This is a genomic window from Nonomuraea sp. NPDC052129 (assembly GCF_040680095.1).
In the GTDB taxonomy this organism is placed as follows: Bacteria; Actinomycetota; Actinomycetes; order Streptosporangiales; family Streptosporangiaceae; genus Nonomuraea.
In genome coordinates this window covers 1-11,644 of sequence record NZ_JBFAVX010000070.1, presented here as the reverse complement: position 1 = coordinate 11,644, position 11,644 = coordinate 1, and the positions used below count along the sequence as shown (strand labels likewise).

Below are 11,644 nucleotides of genomic sequence, written 5' to 3'. Positions count from 1 at the left end.
CGTGTCCCGGTCCGATGACCGGGACACGGCACCCGCTTCTCGCGTTTACTCCTCCATGGCGACGGCGGCTGAACTGCTGCTGCTGGTGATCGGGGCGACCAGAAGCTTGCCGTCTTCCATCTCGATCGGGCAGGCGCTCAGGGTTTCGGTCGAGGTGCTCGTCGAAAGCATCTTCTCTCTCCTTTCGTGCATGAGGGTGCCGCCGGTGCGGACTGAGTGCCTCACCGGATCCTCGCGATATCTGATCGCGGGGCTCGTGGGCCGGGCCCGGGGCCCGGGTGTCTTCACACCTGCGGACCTGGTGCGGCCGGCGGGCGCGTCGGTTGATCTATTCGGCGTAGTCCGAAGTGCGCGACGGACAGGGCGCCCTGCTGGAACAGCGCCGTGCCCGTAGTGGTGAACTCCAGCCAGTCGGCGAGTGCCGTCTCATCGCGCTCGGCGATCCCGCACCCGCGCAGCTGGGTGGCCCAGGTCGCGAAGGTGCGCGCGTAGTCGTCGCGGTGGGTCCGTACGTGGATCGGCTCCCACCAACGCCCGCAGGCGGCCAGGAGCCGGTCGAGTGTGAGAACGGTGCCGGTCAGACGCAGGCGTCGCATCGCCTCGACGTATCGTTCGGCCTCGGCCGGCCAGCTCTCGCTGTGCCCCCGGATCGTGCTCTCCAGTGCCAGGCGGGCGCCCGGCCTGGTCCACGCGTGTGCGTGGGCGAAGAACTCCGCGTAGGCGTCGGGCGTGCCGTCCACGTTCTCCAGGAGCCCGATGCTGACGACCGCGTCGTAGGGCCGGTCAGGGGTGAAGGCGCGGTAGTCGCCCTGATGGATGGTCACCCCGCGCAGCCGCAACCCCTCGGCTTCCTGGCATGCGTGAGCGGAGGCGTCGACACCGCAGGCGGCCGCCACACCGCGTTCTCGGCTCAGGTAGCTCAGGAAGCCGCCGTAGCCCGAGCCCACGTCGAGGACGCGTGACTGGGCGCTCACCTCCGCCCAGTCGCTCAGCAGCCGGAATTTCGCGAGCTGGGCGGTGTCGAGGTCGTTCGTCCCCTCCCACAGCCCGCAGCTCAGCGCCATGGACTTGCCCAGCCAGCGGCGATGTGCGGCAGCGTCGAGCTTGGTGACAGTCATGTGAAAGCCTTAAGGGAGAGCGCGTGATCAACGCGACCATACCCGATCGGTGACTGTCCGTAGCGATACGATTACCTAGTGTCGCCGCGATGTATCGTTGTCTGTTGTCGGGCGCTCAGTCCTGATCTCGGAGAATCCCACGTCCACTGACAGAGACGGCGTTGGGCAGGAGCAGCGCCCCGAGTGCCAGCCCGATCAGCCCGGCGACGACCGGCGCTCCGGTCCACAGTTCGGGCACGGCGGGCAGGCCGCCCCCCATTGCCGAGGCGACCCCGATGTACAGCGACCAGGTGGCGAGGGCCGACAGCCCGGCGAACGCCCAGTAGGCGGCGCGCCGCTCACCCGACGGCCGCAGCCGGCGGATGAGCAGGTCGCTCACGACCCCGGCCATCACGAACGACAACAAGATCGGTACGTTGCGGAACCCCGTCTGGGCAGCCGGCATGAGCGCCATCACCGCGTACATGACGGTCACCGAGCCGAACGGCAACAGCCAGCGGCGCACCAGGAACAGCACCGGGCTGAGCACGACGACGTTGGTGACGACCATCGCGACGGCCACCTGCTCGGCGCCCGGGCCCATCGCTACGGGGCCGGCGCCCCCCGCACCGCCGCCGGCGTTGTGCAACATGGACAAAGCCCGGACGATGCCCTCGGGGCGGTACTTCATGGCGCCGCCGTACGACAGGAACAGCGACACCAACGTGGTGGCGAACGCGAGCCCGATCAGCGCGGGCAGCAGGCGGCCGAGCGACGGCCGGGCGCCGACATCGGGGGCCTTCCATGCCGAGCGCAGCGGTGTCGTGATGATGAGCATCATCGTCACGACGAGGCCGAGGTGCGACGGGCTGAAGAAGATGTTGATGGTCGTCTCGATACCGAGGATGGTGTGCCACATCATGTCGGCCAACCCGAAGACGGCGAATGCGGGAATCGCCACCAGCCCGGCGAGATAACCGGTGGGGACGGCCGCCAGCCCCTGCCGCCCGGCGCGCACGTTGCGCCACACCTGCCAGATGATCCAGCCGGAGACCACGGCGAAGCCGGAATAGAACACCGCGTGCCATGGAGTGAAGAACGTCTCCAGCTGCGCCAGGTTGCTGTGCGCCCAGGCGTCGATCATCAGTCCGACCCCGAACCAGATGCTGAGCAGTGCCGTCACCAGGTCTGTCCTGGGAGACACCCATCCGCGGGGCTCTCCCGTGTCCACCGCTAATCGCCGAATGCCGGCGGCGTCAGATGCCACTTCATGCTTCCTTCCCGTCGATCGAATCGATTCATTCCGGGCCGCTCGTCGGTGAATGCTCGGATGAGGCCTCTGAGCGGGGCCGGTCAGGCTGTTTCGGCGCTGAGGGCCCGCGCCACGGGCCGGCGCGCCGCCAGGCGTGCGGGCAGGGCGGTGAGTGCCGCCGTCGCCAGGAGAGTCGCGAGCGCGGCGCCGAGCAGCCAGGAGGAGGGGGGTTCCACCGCGTTCCTGGCAGTGAAGAGCGAGAGCAGGCCGATGCCCAGAGGGATGCCGATGACCGCGCCGGGCAGGCTGGGCAGGAGCTGGGCGGTGGACAGGCCCGCGGTGATCTGTCCGGGGGTGGCGCCGAGCGTACGTGCGATGGCCATGTTCGCCCGGGCCTCTATGGCCGTGGTCCAGGTGAACGTCAGGGTGTTCACGACGGCGAGCGCGATCAGCAGGATGGTGACGGCGAGCATCAGCCGGCGGTCGTGCTCGCCCCGCAGGTTGGGCAGGACGGAGGAGCCGTCCAGGCCGTAGCCCCGCTCCGGCTGGGCGTAGATGGTCAGCAGGGCGACGATCGCGATCACTGTGGTGGCGGTGGAGCACGCCTGCAGTATGGCGCGGCCCGGCCGGCGGGCGGTCAGCCGCAGCCCGAGCAGCAGCGGCGTGGGCAGGAGCGCGGACAGCGCGGTGAGCCAGGGCCGGCGACGGGGCTGGCGCGCGGTGGCGGTCAGCGCCGTGACGGTCGCCGTACGCATGGCCCGCAGCGTGGGACGCAGCGTGGACAGCACCGCCACCGCCACGGCGAGGACGGTCGCCGTGACGACGGTGGCGCCGTCGGGCCCGCCCACGTCGCCGATCCGGCTGGCGGTGGGGCTGGCGATGGCGGGCGCGGTCAGGCGGGCGATCACCAGCCCGAGCGTGTCGCCGATCAGCGCCAACGCCAGGTACTCGGTGAGCAGGACGGTGGCGATCAGACCCGGGGTGGCGCCGACGGCCTTGAGCAGCCCGGCCCGGCGCGTCTGCTCGACGGCGCGTCCCGCGGCCAGCGCCGCCACTCCGGTGATGGCCAGGAAGCTGAGCAGCCAGCTGCCGACGACCAGGATCGGCTGGCTGTTCCTGAGGATGACCAGGTCCTGTGTCTCTTTGAACTGCCAGGAGTGGAAGTTGACCCTGACGGTGGTGTCGCTGTGGGCGTCGATGAAGGCCTCGGTCGCGGCGGGGTCGCGCAGCTTGAGGTCCACAGCCGTGGTCACCGAGAGATCATGGGATGCCGCAAGGGCCCGGGCATCCGATCGGGTCATCCAGGCCAGGCCGCTGGCGTCGCTGGGGCCGCCGCCCGGGCCGATCTGCGCCGCCCAGGGGTAGATGGAGGTGGCCGCGGTGACGGCGATCCCGAGGACGGGGTACGAGCGGCCGGCGATGGTGACGCGGTCGCCGACGCCGACGCCCAGTGCGGTGGCGAAGCCGCGTTCGAGGACCGTGCCGCCGGAGCGTACCCAATGACCCGAGGTCACCAGCGGCCGGTCGACCGGGCCGGGCGTCTCGGCGAAGCCGTGCACCACCACGGGGGACGTCGTGGAATCGCGCGTGGTGAGGTTGGCGTAGACGATGCGATAGGGGCCGTGGTGGGCGACTACCTCGGGAGCGTCCGCCAGCGAGGCCAGAGCCGCGGTCTCGGCGGGGCCCGCGTCTCCGGAGAGTGCCACCACGTCCGGCCCGGCGGTGGCCGCGCGGGTCTGTTCGTACAGCGCGTCGCTCACGCCGCTCAGCGACAGGCCCAGTGCCATCGTGGCGGTGGCCACGGTCACCGCGAGCAGCAGCATCGCGGCCTGAACCTTGTGTCGTCGCACGTCGGCCAGCACCAGGCGGACGACGAGCACGATGGAGCCCATGCCGTTCAGCCCTCCAGCCCGATCAGCCCGCCGAGCCCGCGCGGGTGGGAGCCGGCCAGCCGGGTGTCGTCGACGAACATCCCGTCGCGCATCGAGATCAGCCGATCCGCGGTGGCCGCGACCCGCTCGTCATGCGTGACGATCACGAAGGTCTGGCCCGCGGAACGCAGCTCCTCGAAGATTCTCAGTACGTCGAGGGTCGCCGCGGTGTCGAGATTGCCGGTCGGCTCGTCGGCCAGGACGACCAGCGGTTCGTTGACCAGCGCACGAGCGACGGCGACACGTTGACGCTGGCCACCCGACAGTTGCGACGGCAGATGCCGGGCACGGTCGGCGAGCCCGACCCGTTCCAGCAGCAGGCTCGCGCGCCGCCTGGCCTGGCGGCGCGAGCGCCCGGCCAGCAGCGCGGGCAGCTCCACGTTCTCGGCCGCGGACAACTCCTCCACCAGGTGGAAGGCCTGGAAGATGAACCCCACCGACCGGCGCCGCAGGCGCGCCAGAGCCCGCTCGCTCAGCGTGTCGATGCGCCGCCCGGCCACCCACACCTCTCCATCGGTGGGCCGCTCCAGGCCACCCAGCAGGTGCAGCAGAGTAGATTTCCCGCAACCGCTGGGCCCCATCACCGCCAGCGTCTCCCCCTGAGGCACCTCCAGGTCGGCCTCGTCCACCGCGCGGACCCGGCTCTGCCCCTGACCGTGCGTCTTCACCAGGCCGCAGGCCCGGACCACGGCACTTGACACGTTCATGCGCCCTCGACTTCGTCATCGGCCTTGGACCAGGCCTGCTCACAGGAATCCAGCCAGCGCAGGTCCGCCTGCAACCGCAGCACGACCCCTTCCAGCAGCAGGCCGGCGCCCGACCCCGGCGGCTCGACCAGCGCCGCCTGCTGCACCTCACGCAAGCGGCGCAGCAACTCACGGCGCTGCGCCGCCACCAGCTCGACCGGGTCGGCGAGCCGGGCCGCGGCGGCCGCGGCGAGCTTGAGATGGAACTCCGCCAGGTCCGGTTTCGGCCAGCCCACCTCGGCCAACCAGGCGGCCACCCGCTGCTGCCCGGCCGGCGTCAGCTCATAGACCTTGCGCTCGGGCCGCTCGGGCAGGCCGTCCGTCCGCTCACAGACAACGAGCCCGGCTTTCTCCAGCCGGGCCAGCGTCACGTAGATCTGGCCGCGGTTCATCGACTCGCCCAGCGGGCCGAGAGTTCGCTGTAGCCGAGCGTGCAAGTGATACCCGTGTGACGGCTCCTTGGCGAGCATCGCCAGCACTGCGTCCTGCACCCCATCCCCCTAACGGTTAGCCAATAGATAGCGGTTACCCGTAGGAGGTGTCAAAACGCTCTTCCCCGCTGGCGGCGGTCACCTCCCGTCGAGCCGGGCGGAGGCTTCGCCGAACACGGCCTGGCCTGCCTCGGCGAGGAAGTCGCCAGGAAAGCCGAGGGTGAAGTCAGTGGCCTCCTCCAGGCGTCGCAGCGCTTCGTCGGGCAGGACGAGATCGAGGGCGCTCAGGGTGTCCTGGAGTTGCTCGCTGGTTCTGGCGCCCAGGATCGGGTGCACGGCCCGTGAGCGCGCCCGCGCCCAGGCGATGGCCACCTGCGCGGGGGTCGCGCCCACGTCGCCGGCGACCTCCTGCACGGCCCGGGCGGCGGCGTGCTCGCGGGCGCCGAGCGAGCCGGGGGCGATCCGGGTGCTTTCCTGCGGACCTCGGGGGCGGGTGAACTTGCCCGACAGGACGCCGTGGGCGAGCGGTCCCCAGGCGGCGACCGTCAGGCCGAACGCCTCGGCCATCGGCAGCAGCTCGCGTTCGATGTCGCGGTTGAGCAGGTTGTAGGGCGCCTGCAGGGCCGCGAATGGTGTCCAGCCGCGTATCTCGGCCAGGGTGTTGGCTTGGGCAACGATCCAGGCGGGGGCATCAGAGATGCCGACGTACAGAATCTTTCCCGCGCGGACGGCGTCGTCCAGCGCGCGCATCGTCTCCTCGATCGGGGTGTGCCGATCCCACAGGTGGACCCAGTACAGATCGAGATAGTCGGTGCGCAGCCGCCGCAGGCTCTCCTCCAGTGACAGGGTGAGGTTCTTGCGGTGGCTGCCGGCGGCGTTCGGATCAGTGCCGTCGCGTGAGACGGTGTACTTGGTCGCCACGACGAACCGGTCTCGGCGGCCCTCCAGCAGAGCGCCGAGCAGGCTTTCGCTCTGGCCGTCGGCATAGAAGTTCGCCGTGTCGACGACATTGCCCCCGGCCTTGGCGTACACGTCCAGGATGCGGCCAGACTCCTGCCCGGACGTGCCGAACCCCGCCTCACCGAAGGTCATCGCGCCCAGGAACACCTCAGAAACCCGCAGTCCGGTACGGCCCAGCAGTCGGTAACGCATGAGATCGCTCCTTCTTCCCCTGATGGGCGTGTGTCAGGCGGAGAGCGCGTGCGAGGTGACCTCGCGCAGCGGCTTGAGGGCCTGAGACCAGGCGATGACCTCGTCGAGCAGCTCGATCAGGGCCGGCTCCTGATGCGGGCCTGGCGCGATGACACCGGGCTCGGCCGGGTCGGTGATCTCGAAGTCGGTGAACGCCGACAGCGCGACCTGGGTGCGCACATTGGCGACCTGGAGTTCGGTCATGGTCAGCCGCAGGTGCTCCACCGCGCGGGTGCCGCCGTGGATGCCGTGGCTGACGAACCCGGCGGCCTTGTTGTTCCATTCCGCGAACAGGAAGTCGATCGCGTTCTTCAGCGCGGCGGGGACGGAGTGGTTGTACTCCGGGGTGACGAAGACGAACCCGTCGAACGATCGGATCGTCTCGGCCCACCTGGCGGTATGCGCGTTGCGGTAGTCGCCGAACAGCGCTGGCACGGGCTCGTCCAGCACTGACAGCCCGTACTCGGCCAGGTCGACGACCTCGAAGGCCGCCTGTCCGGCTGCCACGGCGGGATGCTGGGCGGCCACCTCGGCGACCCACCGGGCGGCGACGGCGGTCCTGCGGCGGGGACGGGTGCTGCCGATGATGATGGCGATCCTGGTCATGCGTATTTCTCCTCATTGCGCCGTGGTGGTGCGACCTGAGGTAAAGTACAACGTGCATGGTAGAAAGTAAAACGATGACTGTAAAAATGCTGAAGGGCTGCGATGACCAGGGAAGACACCATGAAACTTCGCCCTCGCGGGGGTCTGGCCGACAAGCGCCGCGCGATCCTCGCCGGAGCCCTGACCGTGTTCGCCCGCGACGGCTACACCCGCGCCAGCATCGACGCGATCGCCGCCGCGGCCGGGGTGTCCACCCGCACCATCTACAACCACTTCACCGACAAGACCGAGCTGTTCCAGACCGTCATTCAAGACAGCGCCACCCGGGCGGCCGAGGCCCAGCTCGTCATCATCGACCGGCACCTACGCAAGATCACTGACTTGGAGTCCGACCTCGTGGAGTTCGGCCGCGCCTTCGCCGCGCCGATGACCGCCGAGCACGCCGAGCATTTCGCCCTGGTCCGCCAGATCAACGCCGAGGCCGGGCACATCCCGCAGAGCGCCATCGACACCTGGCAGCAGACCGGGCCGCTACGGGTCCGCCGCGAGCTCGCCGAGTACCTACGGCAGTGGGCGGGCCAAGGATTGCTCCGGATCGAGGAACCCGAGCGGGCGGCCGTTCAGCTCATGCTGCTGATCTCGGCCACCGACCTGTCCGGCCGCGGCACCGTTCCCAGCGAGCAGGCGATCGACGACATGGTCACCTCTGGCGTCCACGTCTTCCTGTACGGCTGCCGCCACTGATGCGAGCGATCTCCGTGCCGCCCTTGGGCGTGGCGTCCATCAGCGCCTGAAGCCGCTCCTGTGCCGCCTGTCGGGCATCCTGCCAGGGCCCATGTACCGGGCTGGGTCTCGGGCCGGAACGGCTACGGCCGCGCCCGCAACGCGAGGGGGTCGAAGGCGTGTCCGGCCCACAGCTCGTGGGATGCCTCCTCCGGATACGCCGCTATGTCGGGCTCGGCGTCGATGATCCAGGTGTGCCTGTTCCGCGGCTCGTACGCCGGCCAGCCCGGGTCTCCGGTCGTGGCGAAGGCGATCCATGCCGCGCGGACCCGGGCCGACAACTCGACGGCGGCTGGGGGCGGTTCCTGTCCGATCAGCAATCCTGCCGAGCCGGCGGTCAGGTTGCCGAATGTCAGCGGCAGGCCGAGCCCGTGACAGGCGCCGAGGAGATCTCCGCCCATGCCGGGGGCCGGCCAGGTCAGCTCGTACAGATAGGCGCGGCCGTGCTTCTGGCGAGCTTCGGCCAGCCGAACGGAAGGCATCCGGAACAACCAGTCGGAGTGCACCAGCTCGTACAGCCGCTCCTCGTCGGCCCCCGGGTAGGCGGCCCGATAGGCCTCCGGGTCCGGGGTGAGCACCCGCAGCGCGGTGTCCGTCTGTTCGGCGGTGATCTGGCCGATGTCGCCGCTGATGGCCATGAACAGCCGATACTCGTCGCGGGTGTGACCCACGATCAGCTCCACCTCGTGCGCGGCCCCGTCCACCAGTGACCGCCACGGCACCGCGGGCAGCACCTCGCCGTCCACGACCGGCGCGAACGGCGTCCGGACGTGCGCGGCGTGGCCCCACTGCGGGCAGTCGCCCATCTTCTCCGCCACCGCGTCCCCGGCGTCGATCAGCCGCTCCGGCGACAGGCGGGCGAGTTCGCCTGCGAGCGGGGGCAGGCCCAGCTCACCGGCCACCGCGGCGGCGATGTCGGCGGCCAGCTCAGTGGAGAAGAAGATGCCCGGCACGCTCTGCGCGATCGCCCGGTGGAACAGGCCCGCGGCGCTCGGCATCGTCATCAGAGCCGCGATGCTCCCGGCGCCGGCGGACTCTCCGAAGGCGGTGACCCGGTCCGGATCGCCGCCGAAGGCCGCGATGTTGTCCCGCACCCAGCGGAGGGCGGCCACCTGGTCCAGGAACCCGCGGTTGGCCGGTGCCCCGTGGAAGTGTCCGAAGCCCTCGGCGGAGACCCGGTAGTTGGCGGTGACCACGACGACGCCGTCCCGGGCGAGCACGCGGCCGTCGAAGAGGGGGTCGCCGGACCACCCGTACATGTAGCCCCCGCCCTGAATCCACACCATCACCGGCAGCCGGGCGGTGCCCGGGTCGGGGGACCAGACATTGAGGGTCAACCAGTCACCGTCCGCGCCGTCCGCGCTGGCCGCGCCCAGCAACCTGGATTGCGGCGGACGCGGACCGAACGCCCCGGCCTCGCGCACCCCGTCCCACGCTTCGGCCGGCGCCGGTGCGGCCAGTCGCAGGGCGCCCACCGGCGGGCGCGCGAACGGCACACCGCGGAAGACGGCCACGCCGTCCTCCATCCGCCCGCGCAGCCGTCCTGTGCCCACCTGGACCTCCGGGTGTGCGGATCCGATGGCGCTCATGGCACGCTCCTCATCCAGGGAGTGCCGGCTCCCACAGCCAGGCGCGGCCATCTTCGCCCGAACCGCGGGTTCGCCGCACCTGGTTATCGGGCGGGCCGCTGCCGCACGGATTCACCAGCTGGCGCTTCAGGTGGCGCGGCGGGAACGACGCAGGACAGGGCGCCGCGCAGGATCGCGGCGAAGGATTCCGTATTGCCGGGCTCGAGCCAGCGTCGCCCCGCCACCCGGATGGCGGCGGCGACCGCGGCGGCCGTCACGGCGGGGAACAGGTCGCGCTGGGGGTCGGTGCCGGTGCGGGCCGCGATCGCCTCGGCGAGCGGGCCTTCCGCCATGGTGAACGCCCTCAGCGCCTCGCCCTCCAGCTCGGGCGTCGACATGATCATGCGCAGTCCGGCCTTGTCGGGCTCAGGGTCGGTGTAGAGCACTATCACGGCCGCGATGACGGCCTGGTCGAGCGGCTCGCCGGCGGGCCGGGCGCGCAGCGCCTGCCCCACCCGGCCGGCCTGGTCGGCCTGGAAGGCGCAGATCGCCTCCGCCCTGCTGGAGAAGTAGTTGTTGTACGTACGGGATGAGACTCCCGCGGCCGTGGCGATGTCATGGACGCGAACCAGAGCCAGCCCGTGCGGGCCCTGCTCGATGGCCAGGCGCAGCGCGGCGTGGCTGATCGCCTCTCGGGTGGCCTGCTTGTTGCGCGCCCGGAGGTCGGGGGCGTCGTCATTCATGGGAGCGACACTATCGGATGATGCGCGACACGCACTAGGTGCGCGTCACGCAAGTTGTGGGTAGAGTGCGACGGGACGCCTGGCACTCGCCCCTGGAGAGTGCCAACCGGCAGGGTGCGCCGGGACGGCGAGGTCCGCCTGTCGGCGGGCCGTCCGTCGCGGGCGCCGTCCCGGACAGCCCCTATCGAGAGCAGGAGCAGGAATGGCTTCGAAGATGATCGCGTTTGACGAGGATGCCCGGCGTGGGCTCGAGCGCGGCATGAACCAGCTGGCCGACGCGGTCAAGGTGACCCTGGGTCCCAAGGGCCGCAACGTCGTGCTGGAGAAGAAGTGGGGCGCTCCCACGATCACCAACGATGGTGTGTCCATCGCCAAGGAGATCGAGCTCGAGGACCCGTGGGAGAAGATCGGCGCCGAGCTGGTCAAGGAAGTCGCCAAGAAGACGGACGACGTCGCGGGTGACGGCACCACGACGGCCACCGTGCTCGCCCAGGCGCTGGTGCGCGAGGGCTTGCGCAACGTCGCCGCCGGCGCCAACCCGATGTCGCTGAAGAAGGGCATCGAGTCGGCGGTCGAGCGGGTCAGCGAGGAGCTGTCCAAGCTGGCCAAGGACGTGGAGACCAAGGAGCAGATCGCCTCCACCGCCTCCATCTCCGCCGCCGACCCCGAGATCGGCTCGCTCATCGCCGAGGCGATGGACAAGGTCGGCAAGGAAGGCGTCATCACCGTCGAGGAGAGCAACGCCTTCGGCCTGGAGTTGGAGCTCACCGAGGGTATGCGCTTCGACAAGGGGTACATCGCCCCGCTGTTCATCACCGACTCCGACCGGCTCGAAGCGGTCCTGGACGATCCGTACGTGCTGATCGTCAACGGCAAGGTCGCCGCCAACAGGGAGGTGGTGCCGCTGCTCGACAAGGTCGTGCAGTCCGGCAAGCCGCTGCTGGTCATCGCCGAGGATGTCGAGGGCGAGGCTCTGGCCACCTTGATCGTCAACAAGATGAAGGGCGTCTTCCGGTCGGTCGCGGTCAAGGCTCCGGGGTTCGGCGACCGGCGCAAGGCCATGCTGGGCGACATCGCGGTATTGGCCGGTGGCCAGGTGATCACCGAGGAGATCGGCCTCAAGCTGGAGAACGCCACCCTCGACCAGCTGGGCCGCGCCCGCAAGGTCGTGGTGACCAAGGACGAGACCACCATCGTCTATGGTGCCGGTGACCCCGAGCAGATCGCCGGCCGGGTCAACGAGATCCGCGCCGAGATCGACCGGACCGACTCCGACTACGACCGTGAGAAGCTCCA

Annotated in this window: 12 protein-coding genes; 2 read left to right on the top strand and 10 right to left on the bottom strand. The window is 70.2% G+C overall.

Annotated features, from left to right (window positions below):
* Nucleotides 1-45: 45 nt before the first annotated feature.
* The 8 genes from AB0L53_RS58885 to AB0L53_RS58850 all read right to left on the bottom strand — a co-directional run bounded on the left by AB0L53_RS58885 (nt 46) and on the right by AB0L53_RS58850 (nt 7,254).
* Nucleotides 46-171, bottom strand: a complete 126-nt coding sequence (locus AB0L53_RS58885) for a hypothetical protein (RefSeq protein ID WP_357957063.1) — start codon at nt 169-171, stop codon at nt 46-48.
* A 113-nt stretch (nt 172-284) separates the two neighbouring features.
* Nucleotides 285-1,118: a class I SAM-dependent methyltransferase gene (locus AB0L53_RS58880; protein WP_364015730.1), complete on the bottom strand. Its 834-nt coding sequence runs from the start codon at nt 1,116-1,118 to the stop codon at nt 285-287.
* Between the two features lie 115 nt (nt 1,119-1,233).
* On the bottom strand, nt 1,234-2,301 hold the full coding sequence (locus AB0L53_RS58875) for a hypothetical protein (protein ID WP_364015727.1): 1,068 nt from the start codon (nt 2,299-2,301) through the stop codon (nt 1,234-1,236).
* Between the two features lie 149 nt (nt 2,302-2,450).
* Complete coding sequence (locus AB0L53_RS58870; protein WP_364015724.1) at nt 2,451-4,241, bottom strand: FtsX-like permease family protein; 1,791 nt, start codon at nt 4,239-4,241, stop codon at nt 2,451-2,453.
* Between the two features lie 5 nt (nt 4,242-4,246).
* Nucleotides 4,247-4,987 (bottom strand): ABC transporter ATP-binding protein, encoded by a 741-nt coding sequence (locus tag AB0L53_RS58865; RefSeq protein WP_364015721.1) that lies wholly within the window; start codon nt 4,985-4,987, stop codon nt 4,247-4,249.
* Nucleotides 4,984-5,517 carry a PadR family transcriptional regulator gene (locus AB0L53_RS58860; protein WP_364015718.1) on the bottom strand — a complete coding sequence of 178 codons (534 nt, stop codon included), beginning with the start codon at nt 5,515-5,517 and terminating at the stop codon, nt 4,984-4,986. The genes AB0L53_RS58865 and AB0L53_RS58860 overlap by 4 nt, the downstream gene beginning before the upstream one ends.
* Nucleotides 5,518-5,595: 78 nt before the next feature.
* Nucleotides 5,596-6,609, bottom strand: coding sequence for an aldo/keto reductase (locus AB0L53_RS58855; RefSeq protein ID WP_364015715.1), 1,014 nt, complete (start codon nt 6,607-6,609; stop codon nt 5,596-5,598).
* A 33-nt stretch (nt 6,610-6,642) separates the two neighbouring features.
* Nucleotides 6,643-7,254, bottom strand: a complete 612-nt coding sequence (locus tag AB0L53_RS58850) for an NAD(P)H-dependent oxidoreductase (protein ID WP_364015712.1) — start codon at nt 7,252-7,254, stop codon at nt 6,643-6,645.
* Between the two features lie 120 nt (nt 7,255-7,374).
* Here AB0L53_RS58850 and AB0L53_RS58845 point away from each other — a divergent pair, with 120 nt between their 5' ends.
* Complete coding sequence (locus tag AB0L53_RS58845) at nt 7,375-7,998, top strand: TetR/AcrR family transcriptional regulator (protein ID WP_364015709.1); 624 nt, start codon at nt 7,375-7,377, stop codon at nt 7,996-7,998.
* A 122-nt stretch (nt 7,999-8,120) separates the two neighbouring features.
* Here AB0L53_RS58845 and AB0L53_RS58840 read toward each other — a convergent pair whose 3' ends face one another.
* Nucleotides 8,121-9,626: a carboxylesterase family protein gene (locus AB0L53_RS58840; protein ID WP_364015706.1), complete on the bottom strand. Its 1,506-nt coding sequence runs from the start codon at nt 9,624-9,626 to the stop codon at nt 8,121-8,123.
* An 83-nt stretch (nt 9,627-9,709) separates the two neighbouring features.
* Nucleotides 9,710-10,348 (bottom strand): TetR/AcrR family transcriptional regulator, encoded by a 639-nt coding sequence (locus AB0L53_RS58835; protein ID WP_364015703.1) that lies wholly within the window; start codon nt 10,346-10,348, stop codon nt 9,710-9,712.
* A 202-nt stretch (nt 10,349-10,550) separates the two neighbouring features.
* Between AB0L53_RS58835 and groEL the strand changes: the two genes are divergently transcribed.
* On the top strand, nt 10,551-11,644 hold a 1,094-nt coding region (gene groEL, locus AB0L53_RS58830), incomplete at its 3' end, for a chaperonin GroEL (protein WP_364015700.1).

Coding starts and splice junctions, on each gene's coding strand:
- AB0L53_RS58870 (WP_364015724.1), bottom strand. CDS start 4,241: ATGGGCTCCATCGTGCTCGTCGTCCGCCTGGTGCTGGCCGACGTGCGA.
- AB0L53_RS58840 (WP_364015706.1), bottom strand. CDS start 9,626: ATGAGCGCCATCGGATCCGCACACCCGGAGGTCCAGGTGGGCACAGGA.
- AB0L53_RS58855 (WP_364015715.1), bottom strand. CDS start 6,609: ATGCGTTACCGACTGCTGGGCCGTACCGGACTGCGGGTTTCTGAGGTG.
- AB0L53_RS58850 (WP_364015712.1), bottom strand. CDS start 7,254: ATGACCAGGATCGCCATCATCATCGGCAGCACCCGTCCCCGCCGCAGG.
- AB0L53_RS58835 (WP_364015703.1), bottom strand. CDS start 10,348: ATGAATGACGACGCCCCCGACCTCCGGGCGCGCAACAAGCAGGCCACC.
- AB0L53_RS58845 (WP_364015709.1), top strand. CDS start 7,375: ATGAAACTTCGCCCTCGCGGGGGTCTGGCCGACAAGCGCCGCGCGATC.
- AB0L53_RS58885 (WP_357957063.1), bottom strand. CDS start 171: ATGCTTTCGACGAGCACCTCGACCGAAACCCTGAGCGCCTGCCCGATC.
- AB0L53_RS58880 (WP_364015730.1), bottom strand. CDS start 1,118: ATGACTGTCACCAAGCTCGACGCTGCCGCACATCGCCGCTGGCTGGGC.
- AB0L53_RS58865 (WP_364015721.1), bottom strand. CDS start 4,987: ATGAACGTGTCAAGTGCCGTGGTCCGGGCCTGCGGCCTGGTGAAGACG.